The 22,423-nt window shown below is 54.6% G+C and carries 24 protein-coding genes and 1 tRNA gene; 17 read left to right on the top strand and 8 right to left on the bottom strand.

Annotated elements, in window-relative coordinates; translation table 11 throughout:
* The first annotated feature begins 193 nt into the window (after window positions 1-193).
* From DMG62_05960 to DMG62_05935, 6 genes are all read left to right on the top strand, one after another.
* Window positions 194-520 carry a hypothetical protein gene (locus tag DMG62_05960; GenBank protein ID PYY23985.1) on the top strand — a complete coding sequence of 109 codons (327 nt, stop codon included), beginning with the start codon at window positions 194-196 and terminating at the stop codon, window positions 518-520.
* Between the two features lie 93 nt (window positions 521-613).
* Window positions 614-1,123, top strand: coding sequence for a hypothetical protein (locus tag DMG62_05955; protein PYY23984.1), 510 nt, complete (start codon window positions 614-616; stop codon window positions 1,121-1,123).
* A gap of 135 nt (window positions 1,124-1,258) precedes the next feature.
* Window positions 1,259-1,528 (top strand): hypothetical protein, encoded by a 270-nt coding sequence (locus tag DMG62_05950; protein PYY23983.1) that lies wholly within the window; start codon window positions 1,259-1,261, stop codon window positions 1,526-1,528.
* A complete protein-coding gene (locus tag DMG62_05945; GenBank protein PYY23982.1) occupies window positions 1,512-1,823 on the top strand; it encodes a hypothetical protein in 312 nt (103 codons plus the stop codon). The genes DMG62_05950 and DMG62_05945 overlap by 17 nt, the downstream gene beginning before the upstream one ends.
* 60 nt (window positions 1,824-1,883) lie before the next feature.
* A complete protein-coding gene (locus DMG62_05940) occupies window positions 1,884-2,180 on the top strand; it encodes a hypothetical protein (GenBank protein PYY23981.1) in 297 nt (98 codons plus the stop codon).
* A 136-nt stretch (window positions 2,181-2,316) separates the two neighbouring features.
* Window positions 2,317-2,898 (top strand): hypothetical protein, encoded by a 582-nt coding sequence (locus tag DMG62_05935; GenBank protein PYY23980.1) that lies wholly within the window; start codon window positions 2,317-2,319, stop codon window positions 2,896-2,898.
* A 65-nt stretch (window positions 2,899-2,963) separates the two neighbouring features.
* Here DMG62_05935 and DMG62_05930 read toward each other — a convergent pair whose 3' ends face one another.
* The 3 genes from DMG62_05930 to DMG62_05920 all read right to left on the bottom strand — a co-directional run bounded on the left by DMG62_05930 (window position 2,964) and on the right by DMG62_05920 (window position 5,635).
* On the bottom strand, window positions 2,964-3,305 hold the full coding sequence (locus DMG62_05930; protein ID PYY23979.1) for a hypothetical protein: 342 nt from the start codon (window positions 3,303-3,305) through the stop codon (window positions 2,964-2,966).
* An 18-nt stretch (window positions 3,306-3,323) separates the two neighbouring features.
* Window positions 3,324-3,779: a hypothetical protein gene (locus DMG62_05925; GenBank protein PYY23978.1), complete on the bottom strand. Its 456-nt coding sequence runs from the start codon at window positions 3,777-3,779 to the stop codon at window positions 3,324-3,326.
* 437 nt (window positions 3,780-4,216) lie between these two features.
* Window positions 4,217-5,635, bottom strand: coding sequence for a hypothetical protein (locus tag DMG62_05920; GenBank protein PYY23977.1), 1,419 nt, complete (start codon window positions 5,633-5,635; stop codon window positions 4,217-4,219).
* Window positions 5,636-5,709: 74 nt separating this feature from the next.
* Here DMG62_05920 and DMG62_05915 point away from each other — a divergent pair, with 74 nt between their 5' ends.
* On the top strand, window positions 5,710-7,200 hold the full coding sequence (locus tag DMG62_05915) for a hypothetical protein (protein PYY23976.1): 1,491 nt from the start codon (window positions 5,710-5,712) through the stop codon (window positions 7,198-7,200).
* Between the two features lie 60 nt (window positions 7,201-7,260).
* On the opposite strand, the gene DMG62_05910 is transcribed toward DMG62_05915, so the two are convergent.
* Window positions 7,261-7,461 carry a hypothetical protein gene (locus tag DMG62_05910; GenBank protein PYY23975.1) on the bottom strand — a complete coding sequence of 67 codons (201 nt, stop codon included), beginning with the start codon at window positions 7,459-7,461 and terminating at the stop codon, window positions 7,261-7,263.
* 42 nt (window positions 7,462-7,503) lie between these two features.
* On the opposite strand from DMG62_05910, the gene DMG62_05905 reads away from it, so the two are divergent.
* The 3 genes from DMG62_05905 to DMG62_05895 all read left to right on the top strand — a co-directional run bounded on the left by DMG62_05905 (window position 7,504) and on the right by DMG62_05895 (window position 9,720).
* The gene (locus DMG62_05905) at window positions 7,504-7,953 is read left to right on the top strand and encodes an NIPSNAP family protein (GenBank protein ID PYY23974.1); all 450 of its coding nucleotides are present in this window, start codon (window positions 7,504-7,506) and stop codon (window positions 7,951-7,953) included.
* Window positions 7,954-8,104: 151 nt separating this feature from the next.
* Window positions 8,105-8,854, top strand: coding sequence for a hypothetical protein (locus DMG62_05900; GenBank protein ID PYY23973.1), 750 nt, complete (start codon window positions 8,105-8,107; stop codon window positions 8,852-8,854).
* Window positions 8,854-9,720: a hypothetical protein gene (locus tag DMG62_05895; protein ID PYY23972.1), complete on the top strand. Its 867-nt coding sequence runs from the start codon at window positions 8,854-8,856 to the stop codon at window positions 9,718-9,720. Before DMG62_05900 ends, DMG62_05895 begins: the two co-directional genes overlap by 1 nt.
* Window positions 9,721-9,921: 201 nt before the next feature.
* Here DMG62_05895 and DMG62_05890 read toward each other — a convergent pair whose 3' ends face one another.
* Entirely contained in the window at window positions 9,922-10,674 is a 753-nt protein-coding gene (locus tag DMG62_05890) for a hypothetical protein (GenBank protein ID PYY23971.1), read from the bottom strand.
* 157 nt (window positions 10,675-10,831) lie between these two features.
* Here DMG62_05890 and DMG62_05885 point away from each other — a divergent pair, with 157 nt between their 5' ends.
* Together DMG62_05885 and DMG62_05880 are read left to right on the top strand one after the other, a co-directional pair.
* Window positions 10,832-13,405, top strand: a complete 2,574-nt coding sequence (locus tag DMG62_05885; protein PYY23970.1) for an alpha-glucosidase — start codon at window positions 10,832-10,834, stop codon at window positions 13,403-13,405.
* A gap of 165 nt (window positions 13,406-13,570) precedes the next feature.
* The gene (locus DMG62_05880) at window positions 13,571-14,359 is read left to right on the top strand and encodes a hypothetical protein (GenBank protein PYY23969.1); all 789 of its coding nucleotides are present in this window, start codon (window positions 13,571-13,573) and stop codon (window positions 14,357-14,359) included.
* Window positions 14,360-15,122: 763 nt separating this feature from the next.
* Here the strand turns inward: DMG62_05880 and DMG62_05875 are convergent.
* Window positions 15,123-15,197: transfer RNA gene (locus DMG62_05875), tRNA-Val, on the bottom strand.
* 265 nt (window positions 15,198-15,462) lie between these two features.
* On the opposite strand from DMG62_05875, the gene DMG62_05870 reads away from it, so the two are divergent.
* The 4 genes from DMG62_05870 to DMG62_05855 all read left to right on the top strand — a co-directional run bounded on the left by DMG62_05870 (window position 15,463) and on the right by DMG62_05855 (window position 18,169).
* Entirely contained in the window at window positions 15,463-16,023 is a 561-nt protein-coding gene (locus tag DMG62_05870; protein PYY24032.1) for a DNA-3-methyladenine glycosylase I, read from the top strand.
* A gap of 197 nt (window positions 16,024-16,220) precedes the next feature.
* Window positions 16,221-17,009 (top strand): RNA polymerase subunit sigma-24, encoded by a 789-nt coding sequence (locus tag DMG62_05865; protein PYY23968.1) that lies wholly within the window; start codon window positions 16,221-16,223, stop codon window positions 17,007-17,009.
* A gap of 29 nt (window positions 17,010-17,038) precedes the next feature.
* Complete coding sequence (locus DMG62_05860) at window positions 17,039-17,533, top strand: hypothetical protein (protein PYY23967.1); 495 nt, start codon at window positions 17,039-17,041, stop codon at window positions 17,531-17,533.
* A 36-nt stretch (window positions 17,534-17,569) separates the two neighbouring features.
* Entirely contained in the window at window positions 17,570-18,169 is a 600-nt protein-coding gene (locus DMG62_05855; GenBank protein PYY23966.1) for a hypothetical protein, read from the top strand.
* A gap of 154 nt (window positions 18,170-18,323) precedes the next feature.
* On the opposite strand, the gene DMG62_05850 is transcribed toward DMG62_05855, so the two are convergent.
* Together DMG62_05850 and DMG62_05845 are read right to left on the bottom strand one after the other, a co-directional pair.
* Window positions 18,324-19,241, bottom strand: a complete 918-nt coding sequence (locus DMG62_05850) for a proline dehydrogenase (protein PYY23965.1) — start codon at window positions 19,239-19,241, stop codon at window positions 18,324-18,326.
* A gap of 149 nt (window positions 19,242-19,390) precedes the next feature.
* A complete protein-coding gene (locus DMG62_05845; protein PYY23964.1) occupies window positions 19,391-20,410 on the bottom strand; it encodes a YVTN family beta-propeller domain-containing protein in 1,020 nt (339 codons plus the stop codon).
* A gap of 530 nt (window positions 20,411-20,940) precedes the next feature.
* Between DMG62_05845 and DMG62_05840 the strand changes: the two genes are divergently transcribed.
* The gene (locus DMG62_05840; GenBank protein PYY23963.1) at window positions 20,941-22,344 is read left to right on the top strand and encodes a TolC family protein; all 1,404 of its coding nucleotides are present in this window, start codon (window positions 20,941-20,943) and stop codon (window positions 22,342-22,344) included.
* The last annotated feature ends 79 nt before the right edge of the window (window positions 22,345-22,423 follow it).

The raw sequence follows: 22,423 nt of genomic DNA, 5'->3' as shown, positions 1-22,423 counted from the left end.
AAGGCACGGAACACCTAGGCATGGCCTGACGCTTAAGGAGTCCCAAAATGCCGGCAGAGTTGCACGCCGAAAATGACAGGTATATCCGGAAGTAACAGCCCTCAAATTACCTATGAAACCTCGACGGGTAGTCGCGATTGAGGCCTAATAGAGAGGCTCGCTTGAAAAAAATCCCGTCCCGGAGTCAAGCTGGATGTCCTTGGGCCCATCCCTCGCGCAGATGCGCAGAGACAATCGCGTAACCGTTGTCCTTCCTGTGAAGATCTCGCCGCACGATGAGCCTACAAAGGTTCGGGCCGCATGTACTTGCGAAGTCTCTGGACGAGGTGCCAAGCTCATGAAGATCGACGGGGTCAGCGAGGGCGACATTCTCTGGATCGCACGCCATACACGGCGCGCGAAATTCAAGGTGGTTTGGATCGGCAAATCAGGATCTGAACAGGACGGCCAGATCGGCGTCGAAAGCCTCGAGCCCGAAAAGTTCATCTGGGATGATGATCTTCGCGGCAAGCTCGCCTAAACAGAAGTCATTCACATCTGATCACCTCCGGCTCCGCATCCCGGGTCTGTCGATTCGTCCGGTTGGGTAGAATGATCTGCGCTCCAAGCCGCCATGACTGAGTACCAACAACACCTCGACAGCTACACTGAGGGCAACGATCCCCTCGCTATGCAGGAGCAAGCGCCGATCATTCTGATGAATCTAATTAAAGGCGCAGCAGACACCGAGCTGCGCGCGCGTCCGGCTCCGGGAAAATGGTCAATAGGAGAAATCCTCGTGCACCTCGCCGACGATGAAATCGCGACCGCCTGGCGCTACCGCCAGATGATCGAGCACTGCGGTTGTGATCTCGCCTCATTCGATCAGGATCAGTGGGCCCGACTTGGGGACTACGCATCGTGGAATCCCAGTGAGGCGCTTGAATTATTCCGACTACTGCGTGCTGCCAACTTACGCATGCTGGCGAAGCTCAACTCGGAAGACTGGCAAAAGTATGGAATCCACGCCGAGCGGGGCAAGATCACTGTTGCCGATCTCGCGCGACACATGGCTGGCCACGACATTAATCATATCGATCAGGTGCGGCGCATTCTAGGTCGCGCCGAGGCAGCGGCTTCTTAATCGCCAACGCAAGCAAGGTTTAGCTTCAGGTACCAAAGGTCGATGTCATCAACTTCCCTTTAGGAATCGTTCCCCGGCAGTAACCTTCTTTCCCGCAGATTCCTGCCCTATCATTCCACTACCTGGAATGACTTCATGAAGAAACTCAAAGTCCTGGTCTCGCTGGTTAACAACGAGAACGAATATCAACGCGAGCAAGCCCGCGCGGTGACACAAATGGCGGAGCGCCTGAGCATTGAAGGAACTATCATTTTCGCTGACGGCGACGCCATCAACCAAAGCCAGCAACTGCTCGACGCGATTCAATCCCCGCCTGAAGCGCGACCTGACGCGATCATCTGCCATCCTGTGGCACAGCACAGGACTATCTCAAGTCGCGCGTACAGCAGTGTCACATGGAATTGAGTGGGCTGTCGTCAACAGGGACGTCGATTACCTGACGGAGCTGCGCGTGAATGGGAAAGTCCCAACCTTCTGCATCACCATCGATCAGGAGGGAAGTCGGCGCATCCAGGCTCGCCAAATCGCCAGTCTTCTGCCTCAAGGCGGAATGATTCTCTATATCCAAGGGTCGTCGGGAGCTTTCTCGGCAGAACAGCGGACGATTGGCATAGAACGCGCGAGGCCGGCAAACGTTCAGCTACGAATGTTGCGTGGACGCTTCACCGAAGAAAGCGGATATCACGCTGTAAAGTTATGACTGCGGCTAGCAACGTCAAAGCAGACGCATCTTGATCTCGTCTGCTCGCAGAACGACGATATGGCGCTCGGCGCAAAGAAGGCGTTCGCAGAAGAAGGCGGAAGATGGGCTCATCTTGCCTTCATAGGTTGCGATGCCAGTGGCAACGCCGGCCAAGAGCGAGTGAGGAGAGGAATTCTAATCGCGTCAATTGCGCTTCCTGTAACGACCGAACTTGCGCTCGACAGGTTTGTGCGTGCCTACGAAACGAGAGTCTCCCCGCAAGAAGTTACGGTGTTAAAACCCGAATCGTTTCCGCCAGAAAAGCAGCTCCTGGCTTTGTCGCCTGCCAAAGAATTTGCGGCGAGATCGATCTAATCGCGATTCCCAGCAGTTGCCCTGCCAATGGCTCCGACCGGCTCACAGGATTCTCGAGAGAACAAGTTACCGGCGTGTACGAGCGTAATGTTGCTTGCCAGCGGCATTGCTGAGAACCTGACTAATACCTACCCAAGTGCGTCTGGTCAAGGACTCTATGAAATCTCTGGCGGTGCTACTTTTTTTGTGTGCTTCTGGCGTTGCTCAGAATGCAATCACGTCGCCCGCCTGTCCGGTAGTAGTCTCCGTGGCCGGCACCGACGTTCGATTGCAGAGCGGCGATCACATCGTTCTCTGGTTCACGAATCAATCAAGCAAGATCGTCTCTGGAACTCAGTTCCGGCTGTTCGTGCTGGATAGCGCCGGAGCCAAGTACCGAGCCGCCGATATCTACTACTCCGCCTGGGAAACCACACCCGGTTCTGGCGGGCTCGTAGTTAAGCCGACAAAGGATCAGGAGAAGTACTTTGGTTCGAGGTGGCGAAACATGCGCGGAGTAGAAGTCCAGGTAAGCCGAGTGCTCTTTTCCGACGGCACGCAATGGCAGTCCGCCGGCAACGCATGCGATCGTGTCTTCATGAACGCCAATTTCGTACACGACATGAGGCGATGGAACAAGGAAGTACGCGCAGACTGGAATCGAATACATCCCGACGATGCAGTGCCATCCAGCTCCCTAGCTTCATGGCTAGATCCCAAAAATGACGGCTGGCGATAAGAAAGAGAGCTAAGTAGGGAAGTAAAGGACCGCCGCATTTCCTGCGCGATTTTTTCTTTGCAGCTCTACGATGGCTTCGGCGCAGCCTGTGCAGCAGTCTTGTCGCCCATCTCCCGACTGAGCCGCGCAAGTTCAGCCTTCTGCCGATCCTTCAGGAGCACGAATTCGAAGCCGTGATAAAAGGCGCGGCTGTACCGCACCGCGGCGTACACCTTGAGTGACGGCGAGAGCTCCATCTGTACCACCTCGCCGGAGCGCAACTGCTCCGACATCTGTGCTCCCATGCCGCCTTCTCCAAACTGCTGCCAACGGCCGCGAATACCGACCCTCATCTCTTCGTAAAGCCGATATGCGGTGAGAGGCTTGTCGAGGGGATAGCGGGGATATCGTCGCTTCATTTCATGCATACGGAGCACGCTCCACGCTCATAAAATTTTGTCACGCAAATACCAGGCAGCGGCAGCCATAAGCCCAGTTAACGCCGCCCATGCCCACGCCTGAAGACGGGAGTTCGAGTCGGCAAATCCTCCGTTCGCACGCTGCATTCCAGGAAAGTTTGCGCCGAACGCACCTACTGCAGATTCCCGGCACAGACCTGAAATCACCACTGGCCCGACGGCCCAGTTCCAAATCACGCAAGCCGCGATTTCATCTCGCGAAGGATAGGAAATGCGAACCTTCTGTCCGACCAGCAGATCCCTCCGCCAATGCCGGATCGCAAATCCCCCATCACTAGCGTTCACGAGAACGGCTTGGAATTCGCCGCCTCCGTCCTGTTGCTCAACCCGAACGGTTACTCCCGCCGGCTGATTCAGCCGGGGGTCCCGGCGCCGATCCACTTGCTCAGCGGCAATTTGTTGCAGTTCTTCTGGATTCACCATGGCCGACGACACTACCAACGTAGAGCACTTATCGCAGGGAAGCAACGAACGAAAGTGTAAGAACCGACAGGGGCGGCTATCCTGAAGAAAACGTGACTCTTACGTGCATGACTATCCCGACGACTGGGTGTATGTGAGAGCCGTCTGAAGGCGGCATCAGAATCGGAGCAAGCCTGGCCCAAGACCGCTGTCAAGAGTGTTGCTGATGGAGGCGGGACCAAATGGTGTTTTTTGAAGCCGTCATCTGAGTCGGCATCTTTAAAGCCTCTCATCCTGAGGCCTTCTTCTGCAAAACCACGGTGGCGGGACCTGAGTGAACATTGGGGACGTCAGACTCTTTTTCCCCGACGGCCGAAGGCAGAAGTCGACGCCATCGTGGCCTCACAATAAAAACTGAAAATTCCAAGGCGGAGCATCGGGCCTCAGAATGACAATCTTTAGAGTCTTAGACCCCCGATGACACTCTTAAATAACCAAAGCTCAGAGTCGCCAAATCCGGGGGCTCCCAGGATGTCTCCTTTGGTACCTTGGTTAAATGGCGACCAGCTCCAGAATGGAATAGGGCCCATAGTTTCTACCACCCGCTTTAATCGAAGGAAACATTTTGCAGCCAATTCGGCATACTCTTCTTCAGTCCGCTCCTTGCCGCCAGGAAGAACCATCATTGCTATGTCGAGCTCCTTGGAGAGGTGTGGTCCTGGCGTGGACGGAACCACAGTTTCGATGAGCAGCACCCTGGCGTGCGGCGGCATATCGCGACGAATCGCGGACAGGATTTTGATGGAGTCCGCATCGCGCCAGTCGTGGATGATATTCATCAGCAAGTAGGCATCAGCCCTAGGCATGCAGTCGGAGAAAAAATCGCCGCTGACCACTTCCAGCTTCTCGCCTCTTTCCGGCACTACCTCCGCCACAACGTGCGGCTGATCGAAAAGAATTCCCTGAGTCGTCGGCGAGGTCCTGAGAATGGCACGCAGCAGGTGTCCGCGTCCGCCGGCGATGTCGCTAATAGTCGCGAATTGGGAGAAATCGTACACCGGCAAGATCGCCGCAATGTCGCGGTGTGATTTCGAGCTCATCGCCGCGTCGAAAATGTGACATTCCTCTGAATGCTCCGCGAGATAGGTGAATACACCGCCTGCGTGCCGTTTTGCGAATGCGGATTCGCCGGTGCGCAACGAATGTTCCAGTTCTTCGAACGCGCTCCAGAAGACCGGCAAACCCAGCATGCGCACATAGTCACGCAGAGAGGCAGGATGGTCCGACCGCAGGAAGCGTGATGCCTCATTGTGATGCCAGGCATTGTCTTTCCATTCGAAGATCCCGACTGAGGCCAGCAGACGCAGCACTCGATGCAGCGCATCCGGGCGGATTCCGCTGGCTTTCGCCAGAGATTCAGTGGATTGCGGCAAGTCGCCGATGTGATCAGCCACTCCCAATTCGGCAACCACGTGCACGCACCGCGATGTCCAGTATGCGGTGGTGAGCTGCATTACTTGGATGTTGGCGAAGCTCTGGGACGCCGCGGGCATGGATGGGACGGTGCTGGCGGTCATGGGAATCTCCTGACAGAACAGCGAATTCCAAATCCTCATTCGCTTGTCTTTTGTGGTGAGCAGTTCTGGCAACATTCTACGCGGGAAACGCTGTCCCGCAACCGTGCCACGCCCAGTGCCGTTTGGCTCAATGAACGCTGAGCATAGAGTCATGAGAACCAAGAGTGTCGTCGTGCAGGCGAGAGAACAAACCAGTCCGCCTTCACTGCAACCGGCACCCGAGTTGGCATGACCAATACAAGACTCTTCCGCTCTCAACTCGCGATGGCTGGACTCTCCAATGAAACACCAGGTGACCATAGTCACTTGAAAGCAGACTGTCGGCTCAGTACAGTTCTACAGCCACGCAGACGCTCAATTACCCGCATCGGAGCATGGTTGTGCAACCTGCAAATGAACTGCTCGACCTCAGTCTGGTCCATCGCTTCTATGTGGCAATATTGGAAAGCAGCCTGGGCTATCTAGTCCCTGTTCCACAGGGAGTCGTTCAAGCGCAATCCAAAAGTGATGAAAACGACGTGCTCTCCACCTCTCTTCGGTGGCTCGGCATGCTGGATTTAGCCGTCTCTCCTTCCATGCTCCGCGATCAGCTTCATGCAACCCAGCATTGTGATAGCGCCGAGGCTTTATTGCGTTATTTTGTCAGGAAATGCTCGCTGAACGATCTTGACCGAGACAAAGCAGATTGTGTGCTGGGCTTTCTGTGTCGGCGGCCGGAGGCGGGATTGTCTGATGTACTCAAGAAACTGCCCGTTCGCCCCGATTACCTCGGCCATGCGACCCACGCATTCGGGACTGAGATTGATCGCGTATTGGCAGGGATGCAGCCGGGCGAGCTGCCTGCCGAGCACGCGCAATTGATGCGGGAATACGAGTTTTTTTTGCAAGAGCTAATCGACTTGCGCACCTTCGATCAGCTCATGGACAGCGGCATCCTGGGCCGCATACACAACCTGAAGAAATCGTTTGGGACGTCTTTTTATCATCCGGGAGTCCTTACCGTGACTGGAGCCTTTAACGGGATTTTCGGGAAACGATTCGACGATCTTTTCTTTGAAGCGACCAGGCAAATCAAGAGCTTTGCAGAACGCGCACAGCAAGAGGGCACGAGTATCATGAGCCGAGTGGACGGAGAGGTCAGGGTCAAACACCTCACCGAACTGCAAGATGAGCAGATTCTCGGTAAGGAATATGGTCGGGCTCGCGAGGATTTCGAGAGGGTCTCAACCTTCAAGAAAGCTGTGGATAAACGCAGCGCCACTCTGCCGACGGCAGTTCGCTCAAGTGTTGTTCCCGAAACATCTGCCGCATCAATGTCCGCAAGTTCCAAACGCGATGTCGGTGATCGATCTATTGAAGCAGTAACGGGGGCTTTCACATCCGTACAGGCGAGTGAAGAGGAATCCAAGTTCAGGCAAACATGCGAGCAAATCCGTATTTTCGTACAGGCCGCTGATCCCAAAGTCTGCTTTACCGTACCGCTTCCAAAGATGAACGTTTCTTTAAGTGCCCCGGAAGCCGATGCTTTTCGCAGTGCATATGGCTATGAGAAGAGTTTTCGTGCGAGCTACGCGGATGCCCTAGTGAGTCTGGTTACAGCGAAAGTACGAATCTGCACTGAGTTGCTGGAGTTCAAGCACAGGAGAGGCTCGGCATATGCCTGGAAGCCGCATGCCGACTCGCTGATGTACCTCATGAAGATGTTCGAGCGATTGCAGCATCAAGCTAAAGAAATCATTGCCGCAGCCCAGCTCCGTGGATTGACCGATAAAGCGGATGTAGTTAACACAACCCTCGCTAAGGTGCATTCTGAACTTCAGGTCGCAACCAAGAGCTTGCAAACTTTGGATGCCGTCCGCGCGTGAGATGGAGCGGAACTTGCCAACGTATCTTGTGCGTATTCCTCGCCGTGGACTGGCTTGGACTTATCCTCCACCTGCTTCGTAATGCTTTTTTGGGAATTTATTAAATCCGCGATCGCAGAGGCCTTTCGCCAAGATCTGCTCCGAGCCATCAGGGCAGACACAAGCTGTTCCCATCTCGGCCAATCGCCAGCCGGCGATCGCGGGTCGGCTACATCGAACAGCAAACGTGAGCGCGTATGTCGCGAGCTGGCTGGCCGCCATGGTTAACCGCAGTTGGCGGCATTGCCTCAGCCGTCTGCTAGAATGCGTGCCGTGAAACGACGAACATTGCTCCAGGCGCTTCCTGCGGCGGCACTTCTTCCCGGATCGCTTTGGGCCACTTCGCAACAAGACAACACGAATCCGAAGCAAGCGTCGACCATGGTTTACGAACTCCGGGTCTATCACGCGACCCCTGGAAAATTGGGAGAATTGCTGGCGCGCTTCCGCGATCACACGATCAAGCTTTTTGACCGGCATGGAATCAAGAGTGTCGCTTACTGGACACCTGTAGATGAGCCATTGAAAGGCAATACCCTGGTCTACATCCTGCAACATCCCAGCCGCGAAGAGGCAGCCGCCAACTGGAAATCCTTCCAGGAGGATGCGGAGTGGAAGAGTGTTAAGGAAAAATCCGAAGTGAACGGCAAACTGACCGAAAAAATTGATTCCACCTTTCTCGCCCTGACCGACTTCTCCCCGCTTTTGCGCTAAATGGTCACGGGGCTGCCTGCTTGTTGCTAGATAGTGCTCTTGGCTGATTGGCGCAGAGGCAATGACCAATTCCCTGCACCCGTGATGAGGAGAAAAATCAAACCAAGCACCATGCGCGAGCATGGGATTCTGAACCGCGTGCTGCTGGCCTATGACGAAATCATTCGGGCGCATTCGTTCCAGGCAGGATTTCCCTCCACAAGCCGTCACCGATGGCGCGACCATCATCCGGAAGTTCATTGAGGAGTACCACGAGAAGGTTGAGGAGGACCATCTCTTCCCACGCTTCCGCAAGGCTGGCAAGCTCGTGTCTCTGGTGGATACACTTCTGAAACAGCACCAGGCCGGCCGACGAATCACTGAGCGCGTACTTGTCACAGCCCTGGTTTCGAATTGCTCGCCCATCGCGTCGTACTCGTGCGGCGAGACGATCTTGTGCAGCTCGGGAAAAAGGACCGTGTCCTCACGCGCCTCGTGCGGCGCATACATGCGGTTGAAAGCTTCCAGGTCGGTGAGGCGATTGCGGTCGTCCTGCGTCTTCAGGTCCTCGTTGGTTGAAACCTCTTCCTCTTCGTCCTTCTTTTGCTCAGCCAGCAGCGAGGTTGCACTGCCTAGCACTCCGATGCTTCCCAGAAGAGGAAGCGCTCGAACAAACTCCCGGCGTGTCTGGTCGGCACAAGATTTCGTAATCGCGCATTGCGTCCTCCAACGAAAAATTATGCCAATTGCTCCTGACGGTCTATTGTCCCACCTGATACCTGAGCACAGACAAATTGGAAAGATAGGCGTATCTCGCATTTCGTGTCCCCAATCTGCGATTGGTGTGCTGGAGCACTGCGTATTGAAACGCCCACTGCGACTTCCTTCGGAGTCAGGTACTCTTGAGTCCGTTTTTGCTTAATGTCTGGGATTGGTGCCACGATGGGAATAAGGTTGCTATCGATTCTGCTGCTTGCATTTTTCATTTCACACGAAGCAGTCAGCATTCAGTCAGCAGTCAGCGACACCAAAGAGAAAACTTTGCCATCGTTGGTTGGAATCGCGCACGTCGCGTTTCGAGTGAGCGATGTTGCGAAATCGCGCGCGTTCTATCAGAAGCTGGGATTCGAGCAGTCGTTCGAGTTCAATGATCTGGGCAACCCGCCCGTTTCCTACATAAAAGTGAACGACCATCAATTCATTGAGCTCTATCAGCGCAAAGATGATTCACAGCCGATTGGATTAATGCACCTCTGTTATGAAACCAACGACATTGAGGCGTTGCAGAAGGAATATGTCGAACGAGGGGTCAAGGCACCGGAACCCAAGAAAGCACGCGCCGGCAACATGCTCTTCATCATTCATGATCCAGCAGATCAGGTGCTGGAGTTCACTCAGTACATGCCAGGATCCCTTCATTATCAGGATCGTGGGAAACATCTCGGCGCAGCTCAAGGAATCATGCATATCGAGAGTGTCCTGGTCGGAGTCCAGGATCTCGCGAAATCGCGCGCTCTCTATGCGACCAAGCTGGGTTTCGAGGACTCAGGTGGACAAGGCGTGATAACTCTGCGACTGCCAGGGAGCTCCGGTCAACAGATAGGACTGGAATCAAATAATCCACTTCCGATGCCTCGGATTGCTTTTTCCGTAACAAATGCCGGACGCATTGTGAATGATCTGCGTCAGCGCGGAGTAGTCTTTGACCAGGAATCTAGCGTCTCCGATCCAGATGGTGCCATCGTGATGTTTACGGAAAGAAAAGAACAGAAGAACGCGAGGCATTAGTGCACCACGTCGTCAGGAGATCGGCGTAGAGATTGGTGCTGCTTGGGTTCATCCGCCTTCTGCTGCTGAGTTGCCGGAATGCAATTCGGCGAATGCCAGTCCGGCTCGCGAGCAACTTCCTTCTTGTAAGTTCCCTACCAGAGTCGTTCTTGCTCATTGAGCGGACATTCTTAAGAATGGCTCGCGAACGAGAAGGCGGTTTCAGCATGCGAAAAATCGTGTGATTTGAACCCAATACTTGCGGACCACATCCTCAGTCCTAAGATGACCGCCACTTGCGAGCAATTTAAGCTTGATCCCCGAGCGCAAGGCAAAACGCTCTACCGATCTCCACGGAATGTACGGATCGTCCTTGGCGTGGAAGATCATGATCTTGAAAGGCGTGAGTTCGTGAATATGATGCGTTGGATTGAAGAATCTGCCGTTTCCTAATTTGGCCCAGTTCTTCTCCGAAAGGCGATAGCCATTGCCAAATGCGTCGCGAATGTATGCCGCATAGCTTGGATTCGATGTTTCTTTCTTTTGCTCCTGAGGGAGGATGTTCCAGTTGACAACAGGACAGTTCGCAATCACCTTGCTCACGCGCGGCTCAAGGGATGCAAGGATTGCGGCGGTTCCACCGAAGCTTCCGCCGATGACGTAAATCTCTTGTGGTGAAAGTGCGAAGGTCTTGCCAAAGGCGGCTTCACGAATTTTCTTGGGCAGTTCGTTAATGATGTCGCTCACATCTTTGTCTGGAGAATTTTCAAGAAAGCGGCCGCCGCTCTCCCAAGCTCCTCGCCAGCGCGGATAGATTACCCAGTACCCTTTTTGGGAAAGAAATTGCGCGAGTGCTTGTTTTCGCGGAACCGAAGGCATTCCGTCGCAGAGGATGATTAGCTTCTGACGTTTGATATGGCGAGCAGGCGGCAGGAACTCAGCGACGATTTCCTTGCTGAAGGTGGTTCGATACATCTATTCGAAGAGGTATAGGCGGATCCTCGCAGCCATTATTGCGGTGGGGCGTTGTCGATCCTTATCTGCTCATTCAATTCGATCTATTCTCGTCGCCGACCTCGATTGACATGCTCCCCCTCCATGCCCTACCTTCGCCTGTTTGTCCCAATCCAATATGACTCGATCGATTGCAGCATTCCTGCTTGCTTGCGCTCCATTTCTGCTCTCTCAAACCTCCTCTCTCAATGTAAGCGGCGCTCCACAGGCGCGTCAGACGGAACGTCCATTGCAACCAGCTGCTCCTCCGGTCGTATTGGGCGCGGTGAGTGCGTCCCATCAGCTGCCGAATGGTGTCGAAGTAGCCAGCGAAAACGGACGTTTGCAGATCACTGTCCTGCAAGATGACGTGATTCGCGTTCGCGCAACTCGCGGTTCGGAGTTTCCGCAGAAGTATTCTTATGCTGTGCTGCCGGTTCCTGCAGGTGCGCAGGCTGCAACGGCCAAGGCGCAGGTGCGAGAGGCTGCTGATCGGATTGAGCTAACTACGCAAGCTTTGCAGATTCAGGTCGATCGTCGCAATTCAAGCGTTAGCTTTCTCGCGGCAGACGGCACTCTGATCTCACGCGACGCGGCTGGTATCACGTGGCAAGGCGAGGCATTCACCGTCACCAAGTCAATGCCGCAAGACGAGCACTACTTTGGACTAGGCGACAAGGCGGGCCCACTCGATCATCGCAATCAGGCGTTCACGATGTGGAACACCGACGCCTACGCGTGGCAGGAGTCCACCGATCCTCTTTATAAGACCTTGGGATTTCTGCTCGCTGTACGTAAGGGAACGAGCTACGGAATTGTTCTCGACAATACTTACCGGCAGCACTGGGATTTAGGCAAAGCGTCGGCAGACGAGTACTCGTTTGGGGCCGATGGCGGCGAGGTTGACTATTACTTCATTTATGGGCCTCGTCCGAAGCAGGTGGTGAGCACGTTTACCGCGCTGGTGGGTCGTGCACCGCTGCCTCCGCTGTGGAGCCTGGGATTCCAGCAATGCCGATACAGCTACTTTCCCGAAAAGCGCGTGCGCGAGGTGGTGGAGACCTTTAAGCAGAAAAAAATCCCACTCGATGTGATTTATCTCGATATTGATTATCAACGCGAGAATCGCGTCTTCACCGTCGATCAACAGAGATTCCCGAATTTCACAGGGATGATTGCAGAATTTGCAAAACAAGGTGTGCACACGATTGCGATTACGGATCTCCACATCAAGCAGGAGCCGGGATATGCTCCGTACGATTCCGGCAAAGCCATCGATGCTTTTATTAAGAATCCAGACGGAACCGAATACGCCGGCAGAGTCTGGCCGGGCATTAGCGTATTTCCTGATTTCGCGCGCAAGTCTGTCCGCGACTGGTGGGGCGGTCTTTACAAAGACTTTGTGAAGGATGGCGTCGCCGGTTTCTGGAACGATATGAACGAACCTTCCGTCTTCGCTGTTTCAACCAAGACCATACCTGTCGACTCTGTAGATCGCGTGGAAGAGCCTGGACGGCCCGTTCGTGAGACAACACAGCGTGAGATCCACAACCTGCTCGGCATGCTGAATTCGCAGGGAACTTATGAAGGTTTGCTGAAACTTCGTCCAAACGAGCGGCCCTTTGTGCTCACGCGCGCTACTTATATCGGCGGACAGCGGTACGCTGCTACCTGGACCGGGGACAATTCAAGCACCTGGAATCACATGCGCATTTCGGTTCCAATGCTTCAGAATCTGGGGATCAGCGGGTTTCCCATGGTGGGAGCCGATATCGGCGGATACAAAGGAAGTCCGGAAGCCGATCTGCTGACGAAGTGGCTGGAGCTCGGCGCCTTCAATCCGATCGATCGCGATCATACAGAAAAGGGAACTGCCGACCAGGAGCCGTGGGTTCACGGTCCGCAGCACGAAGCCATTCGCAAGCGCTATATAGAAGAGCGGTACCGGCTGCTTCTCTATATATACACAAGTATGGAACAAGCCACGCGCGACGGTATTCCGCTGATGCGTCCGATGTTCCTTGAATATTCCGATCAGGAGCCTCTGATCACAGAAGGTGCCTGGGCAAATAATCAGTACATGTTCGGCCACGATCTACTTGTCGCGCCGGAGCCATACGAATTTCTGCAGGATTTCCGAGTCATGCTGCCAAGCGGGAACCTCTGGTACGACTACTGGACAGGTAAGATGCTTCAGCCGGGCGATCTCACAGTCAAACCGGCGCTCGACATTCTGCATGTCTATGTTCGGGGCGGTGCGATCATCCCGCGCCAGCCTTTGGTTCAGAGCACAACGGAAAAACCGCAAGGTCCACTGGAACTCCGCATCTACCCAGACCGCACCTGCCAGGGGTCGTTATATATGGATGATGGCGTCAGTTTCGATTACACGCAGGGGAAATATCTGCGCGTCGATTACACGTGCGAGGGGTACCAGGACGCTCTGCGCCTGAACATTTCGCCGCAGCAAGGTACGTTCACTCCCTGGTTCAATCAGATTCAGGCGGTCATATACGGCGTGAAGCGCCAGCCTGCCACCATCACTCTGGACGGTAAGGCCGTAAACCCAGCATCGTTTGATGCCTCTGCGCAGACACTCACGTTGCGCTTTCCCAGTTCAGCTCGCGGTGCTGAACTGAGACTGAGTTGCGGAACCACGGAGCAGAAGAGCCAAGTATGTTTCACTATGACGCAGGGTGCTTCTTCGAAGTAATGGCTCTGCGAACGCAGGGCGCGATTCCCTTTCGGAGATAATCGAAAGCGGCAGCCGTTTGTCTCTGTTGCTCTTCCCATACTGCTCTTCGCCTGCGGGAACCGCTAACAAAGCTAGTTCGTACACGTCTTGAGAAACGATGAGAGGTCGAAAATGAGACTACGAATGATTGGCCACATAGGAATTTCAGTTCTGGCTATCATCTTGGGCGCAACCGGGTGGGCACAGGACCAAGGCACCGACAACGGCCGAGAGTTTCACTGGACGGGAAAGCTGTCGCCGGATCAAGTAGTCATGATCAAGAACATCAATGGGGACATCGAGGCTACGGGTTCGGCAAATGGCGATCAGGTAGAGGTAAGCGCCGTAAAGAGCGGCGAGAATGCGCAAGACGTCAAAATTCAAGTAGTCAAGCTTAACGATGGTGTGATGATCTGCGCGCTATATCCTGGATTCTTCAGCTCCGACAACTGCGAGTCGAACTCGCATTTCGGCGGCAGCCACAACAACGCGAAGGTTGACTTCACTATTCACATGCCTCGCAACCTTCGCTTCGTGGGCAAGAATGTGAACGGGGGCGTTCGTGCAGAGTCCATGGGACGATATGTTGAAGGCGATAGCGTAAATGGCAGCATTAACATTTCGACGCTAAGTTGGGCATCGGCCAAGAGTGTCAATGGATCGATTCAAGCGAAGATTGGAAGAGCCGACTGGTCAGGTGATCTGGAATTTAAGACGGTGAACGGAAGCGTCAAGCTGGAGCTGCCCTCGAATCTGAACACGGAGCTGGACTTCAAAAGCGTGAACGGGCGTCTGGAATCCGACTTCCCCCTGACGATGCAGGGCAGCATCGGAAAACATTCGGTCCACGGCACGATTGGCAATGGTGGCGGGCGGTCGTTGGATATCAAGACGGTCAACGGTGGTGGCGAGCTTCGCAAAGAGGCGATTTGAGGCTCCTTTGCAGCCATCAATAGGCGCAGTATTACGCTCCGTTGCCGAGTCTTCCCGCATTGCGAGAACGCTTTTCCCGACACTGGAACGCCGCAGCATATGCTCACACCCTTGGCATCTGGAGAAAGGGATGCTGCTGCCAGCGTGAGGTGCCCGCCAAATTCACTGCTAATTCGCTGATCAGAGGACTAACAGTGAATTAACAGTGAATTTATCAGCGAAAATAACAGCGAATTTCTTCGGCTGCGTGAAACCCGCATAAACACTGGAGATGCCTGCGAGAGCAGTGAATTAACAGTGAAGCAACAGGGAAATCCGCTGCCGGCCTGGTATCGCTCTGCGCCTCCGAGCCATTCCCAACGAGTTCCATTTTCAAGCCTCACTCTTACTCTGCTATCACGAAAACAAGAGTGAGACAAGGTCCAGATTCAAATCAGACCTGCTATCGATCGCTGACGGGACCGAGATTCGTATCATCTCCAGCAATTCTCTGTTTCTGCATCAGCAGCATGCCACTCCGCTGGGCGGCTTCCTGCACCAGGAAGCCCATCTTAGGATGCGTGGACTCCATGTCCACCGGGAGCCCTTGCTTCAGCGGGACGTTGTACTCTGCCGTCTTCCAAATCGAGCTTCCACGCGTGAAGGGGACACACCACGCTGTTACCCGATACGATCCCGTCACTTAGGGGAGAGGCCGACAGGATGCAATATTCGCAAAGCATTCCAGCGATACAAAGGCTAGATAAGCTGCAAGAAAGAGAAATGGTGGGCGCTATAGGATTCGAACCTATGACTTCCACCGTGTGAAGATGGCACTCTACCGCTGAGTTAAGCGCCCGAAAGATCGCGGTAGGATCAGGATAAAGGCGGCGATAGGCGATAGGCAATAGGCGAAGGGAACAGTACCGGCTGGGGTAGCCGTTGGGTGAATGAGAGAAATATCAGATCCCTCGGCACGCCCGAGACAGTATGTCAGATGGCTGCGAAGCTGAATAGCGAGGGCAGGATGAACACGATCATCACCACGAAGCAGGATGAACACGATCATCACCAAGAAAAGGACAAAGATCACTAGCAAGAAGACAAAGATCACTAGCAAGAAAATGACAGAACTGACACGGTGTGGTTGGGCTAAGAGTGAGTTGATGATTCGGTATCACGACTTGGAATGGGGTGTGCCTTTGCACGATGACGCTCGCTTGTTTGAGTTTTTGTGTCTGGAGGGAGCACAAGCGGGCCTCAGTTGGGAGACCATTCTGAGGAAGCGGGAGAACTATCTTCGGGCCTTTGAGGGGTTTCGACCGGAAACAGTGGCGCGGTACACGGCGAAGAAAGTCACAGCGCTGATGGCCGATTCGGGAATTGTGCGTAATCGCATGAAGATTGCTTCGGTCATTCAGAACGCTCAAGTGGTTCTGGCGGTGCAGAAGGAGTTTGGGAGCTTCGATCGATATATCTGGCAGTTTGCGCCGCAGAAGCGCGCTAGAGCGCCGCAGGCTATGGGGGATCTCCCGGCGCGCACGGAGGATTCTGATCGCATGAGTAAAGAGCTGCGCAAGCGTGGGTTTGGGTTTGTGGGTTCTACGATCTGCTACGCGTTCATGCAAGCTGTGGGGATTGTGAATGATCACAGCGCGAGATGCTTTCGTCGAAAGCAACTCTGAAGGCGACCGGGTGAGATCAGAAGTGGCGACGGCAGCTGCTGGGCGCTCAACGCACACGCCTCAGCCGTCTGGATTCACCCGCAGCTACCGCCGGCGGGCGGTACTGCGGCCGGGTTCACAAAGCGTTACAATTAGCTGCCCTCGCGTCGGGGATATGCGTCTAATTTGGCTGAGCCTCGCTGAGGTGCTCTCTTACCATGCCGTTTTCGGACGAGCCAATCCGTCCTAAGTCACGTGAATCCAGTGGTTTACCTTCCTCTGATCCAACGCAACTTTCGTCGCCTGAAAGGGTTAAAAGGGGTGTGGGTACGATAGCTCTCAATCCGGAGGGGTATCGAGGCGTTGCCGGCACCGTTTCTGGCTCGAATGGTGGGCCAAGTCATGTTGCTACGGGGGCTGCTTCTCGTCCACTGAGCGAGATGTCGGACGCTGAAGTCATGCTGCTCGCCGGGACTGGCGACGACTCGGCATTTGGATATCTGGTAGAGAAGTTTCGTCGTCCGATCATTAGTTTTATGTATCGGATGACGCACAATCAAGCGATCGCCGAGGAGTTGGCGCAGGAAGTCTTCCTGAGGGTGTATCGGTCGCGCAGCTCGTATCAAGCTGAGGCGAAGTTCAGTACCTGGCTGTACCGGATCGCGACGAACCTGGCGGTGAATCATGCTCGGGATACGCGGTCTGAGCGTACGGCCCCGACAGTGAACTTGGACGAGCCTGATCTTGAAACGGGAACTACACCGGACGTGGCGGACGCCAAGCCGACGATTGAGGCGGACATCCTTCGCGAAGAACGCATGGCGGCGATCCGCAAGCATGTGATGGCATTGCCGGAGCGGCAGCGGGTGGCCGTCCTGATGCATAAGTACCAGGGACTCGATTACAAGGAGATCGGCAAAGTTCTGAAGTTGAGCGAGTCGGCGACGAAGTCGCTGCTGTTCCGCGCTTATGAGACGCTGCGCGAGCGGTTGAAAGAGTTTGTGTAAATGTTTTACTTCCGGGAAAGGCTGCAATCATGTTGTGCACAGAGTTAAAAGACGAAATCTTCGAGGCTGCGCTTTCAGGGGCGGCTCCGGGTGAGAGCGTAAAGGCGCACATGTCCGCATGTGCCGCCTGTGAACGTGAATTTGAGAGCCTGCGTTCCACTATGAATGTGCTCGATACGTGGACAGCGCCTGAGCCGTCGCCATACTTTGACGTGCGGCTCCAGGCACGTCTCCGCGAGCTGAAGCAGCAACCGCAGGGACTCATTGCGCAATGGCTGGAGAAGGTTGGTGTTCATCATCTGAGCTGGAAGCCGGTTGCGGCTAGCGTCTTTGCGCTGGTGATGGCGGTGGGCGTGTATGTCGAATTCCCCGGTTTGGGCGGTCGAAAACATCCAGTTGTGCAGGCGGCTTGCCCGGTTGTAGATTTGCAGGCGCTTGATAAGAATCAGCAGATTCTGAGCGAGCTTCAGGACCTGGATGAGGATAGCTCGAACGACAACTCGCAGGCTCCGATCAGCGAGTAAGAACATCGGGCAGAAGAATACAGACGGAATTCCAAAATGAAATTTCTGCGCCAATCCGCTACAGTCGTGTTGCTGGCTGGCGCTCTTTGCCTGCCGGGGATCGCGGCGCCGCAGAAATCAAATCAGAATCGCGCTCGCAATGAGCATGATCGGGAGCGCATGCCTGCGGGCCGAGTTCAGAATAATGCTCCCAGACCGGGAAAGTGGCTCAGCGAGCATTTGAATCTCTCGCCGGAGCAGCGGCAGAAGGAACTATCGAACGATCCGGAATTCAAGCAGCTCAATCCGCAACAGCAGCAGCACCTGCAGCAAAGGCTGAATCAGTTCAATAACCTGCCTCCTGAGCAGCAGAAGCGCACCGTAAAACGCATGCAGATCTTTGAGGCTTTACCGCAGGAGCGTCAGGATCTGCTGCGGAATTCGCTGCAGCAATTGCGACAGCTTCCCGACGATCGTCGTCGCACGGTGCGGCGCGCATGGCTTGGGCTGCGGCAGATGCCACCTGATCAGCAGGAGCAGACGATGAACTCCGATCGCTTCCGCTCGACGTTCAACGATCAGGAGCGTGCAACCCTCAAGGGATTACTCGATTCAGGATTCAATCCCGAAGACAGCAACGCGGGCGGGCCGAGGTAAAGGGCAGCAAAAAGGCAGCGATTAGCGTAAAGGCAGCAATTAGCGATTAGCAATTAGCAATAAGCTAAGAACAAAAGCAAACGCCGGGTGACATAGCCCCGGCGTTTTTGTTTTTGCTAATCGCTAATTGCTAATTGCTGCCTTTACGCTGCCTTTACCGCAGCAGGTTCCTCGCTACAAACAGCGCATTGGCGGGACGTTCCGCAAGACGTCGCATGAAGTATGGGTACCACTCCGTTCCGAATGGGATGTAGACGCGCATGCGCCAGCCCTGCTTGACCAGCTCACGTTGTAAATCGCGACGTATTCCATAAAGCATCTGGAATTCGAACGCTGTCGCGGGGACTGTCTCTGCTTGCGCGAAGGCGATCGTCGCCTTGATCATTTTTTCATCGTGCGTGGCAATGCCCTGATAGATCCCACTCTTCAACAGCAGTTTCATGAGTTTGACGTAATTCGCGTCGACGTCAGACTTTTCGGGGAAGGCAATCTCCGGGGGCTCCTTGTAGGCGCCTTTGCAGAGTCGAATCCGAATACCCTGCGAGATCAGGCTCTGAACGTCGGATTCGCTGCGACGAAGATAAGCCTGGATCACAGCTCCCAGGGCTCCGCGATTTCCATTTTGGGCATGAATCTGCTGGACTAAATCCAGTGTGCGCTGCGTGTAGGGAGACCCCTCCATGTCTACACGAACAAAATTGCGCTTCTCACGCGCATGTTGTACCAGGCGCTGCACGATGCCAACGGCAAGCTGCCGATCGACATCGAAGCCCATGTGTGTGAGCTTCAGACTGACATTTGCATTGAGCCGTCGTTCGTCAATGCGGTCGAGCAGTTCGTGATAAAGCTGCGCGCTTTGTCGAGCCTCATCCGGATTGGTGACGTTCTCGCCGAGGTTATCGAGGCTCACGCTCATGCCGTGAGCATTTGTCTCCTGCGTGGCTTTTAACGCTTCTTCGATCGTCGTACCGGCTACAAAACGTCCGGAAACGCGGTGCCCAATCGAAGAACTTTCCGCCCAATGCCGCAGGGAACGATTTTCAGAAAGAGCAATAAAGGCTGCTCTTAACATTGGGGTCCTGATGGTGGGATTTTCATGTGCGTGGGCAAACATTTGGTTCTACCACAAGCTATTTCACCTGTCATGCTTGGTGGTAGGAGATCAAAACGAAAGCCCCGCTATAAGCGGGGCTGAGCAGGAATGGGGCTAGAGTTTCTATCCTACTTGCCGTACACCAGCACTACGAAGGAATCGGGCACCATCTTTGCACGCGGCCTTGGTTGTCCTGCCGCTGCTTCCGGAGCTTTCTCGAAATCGGCTGTAACCGTGATGAGATTGTGTGTCTTCTCGTCAATTGCCATTGTGCGTGCACGCGGCCTGGTGGGCACAGTGGCTGCAACATCGAAGGAAGCTGGCGAATTTTCCTTCACGATCGTGATATTGCCGCTTTGACCGTTGGAGCTATAGGCTTGCTTAAGTACTTTGTCGAAGGCCGCCGCGTCCGTGCCTTTCCCAATCGGAACCGTCTTTACCACTTTGCCGCTATTGCCGTCGAGCACGGCCATCATCTCGTTATCGCATGAGGCGAAAAGCAGTTCGTGGTCGGCGTCGATTGCGAGCCCGCTGGGCGAGTCGCACGGCTTAAGCGACCAGTGATTCAGGACTTTGAGGTCCTTTGCATCCAGCTCTACCATCTCGGACTTGTCTTCTAAATTAGCGAAGACTTTGCCTTTGCCGTCTGACACTGCGAATTCCGGCTTGCCGCCTAGATCTATGGTTCCCGCAACACTGTTGTCTTTGATTTCTATGACGGTTGCGTTGTTGCTGCGCCCATTGAAGGCGAAGACTCTTTTCGTTGCCGGATCAAAAAGAATCGCGTCCGGATTAGTGCCTGCTTGCACCTTGCCGGTCGACTTCAGCGAATCCAGATCGAACACTACCACGGAGTTATCGCGCCCGTCGCTGATGTAGCCCTGCTTATTGGTTTTGTCCAGGACGATGCCGTGCACCCCTTTCAAATCGGGAATGTCGCCTTCAAGTGTTCCTGTATCAATGTTGAGAACCTGCACATGCGTGCCGCGCGATATATAGAGCCGGCGCGAGGACGCATCCATCGTGAGGTAATCCCAGCCCGTATCGCCCGACAGTTTGTACTCGTGAATTTGATGGTATCCGCCGGCTTGAGAAGCTTGCGCCATCGCGTATGCACAGGAAAGCGCCAGGCCAAATAGCAGGAACATGGTGGTTCTAATCCGAAATCGCATAGTCTCCCTCAGCTGAGAATGACACAGTAGATGACCAACAAAACTATACGGCAGAGGAGCGAGCAGCGGCATGCTCATTCCAAAAATACAACCAGAGGGTGTCAAGATGAAAATCTGTTGATAATCGTGTGTTCGGATCTCAGCGAGTTGCGCCCAGTCGCGTTCAGTGTGTGGCGAGAACTCGCTGATGATCCTCGATCAATCCCATCATCGGCTATTTATCGTTTGCCGCAAGCCGACCAAGCTCGTCGTTCTAGATACAGCCTGGGATACAGCGGGCCATTCTGATGGCATGGCTTTCGATTCAGCTCACAAACGCATCTATGTACCTGGAGCTGAGGGATATAGCCGTGTACCAGTGGAAGGATCCTGACCAATATGAGATCACCGTCAAGGTGCCGACGGCCCCCGGGGCGAAGACACGTGTTCTTGGTTCCGGAACTGAACCGGTTGTACTTGGCGGCGTCACCGGGCGAAGATAGATACGGTTGCTCGCGTGTTAGCGTTTGAGACTCTGCCATAATTTTCGTCCTGGAGGAATCGTGATCGAGCAGCGTTCGTGGAAGTTGAGAGCAGGCATTTGTGCGATAGTCCCACTACTCTGTGCCTGCGCTGGTGCGCAGCAGAGCGGCAGTCCACCCGTAGTTCAGAGCCAGCCTGCCGCGATCGATTCGAATGCGCCTGTCGTGATTACGCTTCTGGATGCATTGCGGCGAGCGCGCAACCTCGACACGACTTATCGCACCGCCCTGACCGCGGCTGGAATTGCGCACGAAGAGCACGTACAGGCGCGCGCTGGGCTCCTGCCTAGTGTGACCTACAACAATGAGTATCTGTATACCCAGGGGAACGGTACTTCCACGCCCAGGTACATCGCCAACAACGCGGTTCATGAGTATGTCAGTCAGGCGAATGCTCACGAGCAATTGAGTGTTGGACAATTTGCCGATCTCAGTCGAACTACTGCTGCAGAGGCGGCAGCACGAGCCAACGCTGAAGTCGCTACGCGCGGGCTGGTCGCAACTGTTGTGAAGACGTACTATGCCGAGATTGTAGCCCGCCGCAAGTACGCTAATGCACAACTTGCAGCCGACGAAGCTCAGCGCTTCTTTGATCTAAGCCAAAAGCTGGAGCAGGGAGGCGAGGTTGCCCATTCCGACGTAATCAAGGCCCAGCTACAAGCCAACGATGCTAAACGCGCGCTTCGCGAAGCCGAACTCGAAATGAACCGCAGCCACATCGAACTGGCGCTGCTCGTCTTCCCAGATTTTAACCAGAATTACTCAACCGTCGATGATTTGCGTCTGCCCCCGCCCTTACCCCCGATGCAAGAAGTGGAGCAACAAGCGAAGAGCAGGAATCCACAGCTTTATTCAGCCATGCAGGCACTACGTGCGGCGGGATATGAAGTGCGCGTATCGCAAGCCGCATACTTGCCCACACTATCGCTGGACTACTTCTACGGAATCGATGCTCCGCAGTTCGCCGTGCACACGCTCACGCCGGAAGGTCCGATCCGCAATCTCGGGTATTCGGCAATTGCAGCCCTAAACCTTCCAATTTGGAACTGGGGAGCTACGCGCAGCAAGGTGAAGCAAAGCGAACTTCGGCGCGAGCAGGCGCAAATAGAGTTATCGGCTGCGCAACGCAAGCTCCTCGGCGATCTGAAGACCTTCTATGCGGAAGCCGAAGCCGCGAAAATCGAACTCGACGTGCTGCAACAATCTGCTGACTTGGCTGCCGAGAGCGTGCGACTTACGAACCTGCGATATCGCGGCGGCGAAGCCACGGCGCTGGAAGTTGTTGACGCGCAGAATTCGTTAGTTACGGCCCGCAACAATTATGATGACGGCCAAGCTCGATACCGATTGGCGATCGCTAATCTGCAGACCTTGACGGGCGTCTTCTAATTTAATGGCAACTCGACTCATTGTGCGTTCAACCCGATGGTTCGCGGTCCTGGTCCTTCTACCGCTCGCGGCGTGTTCA

This window comes from Acidobacteriota bacterium (assembly GCA_003225175.1).
Classification (GTDB): Bacteria; Acidobacteriota; Terriglobia; order Terriglobales; family Acidobacteriaceae; genus Gp1-AA112.
The sequence above is the reverse complement of the archived record's forward strand: the minus strand, read 5'-3'. Positions and strand labels throughout refer to the sequence as shown.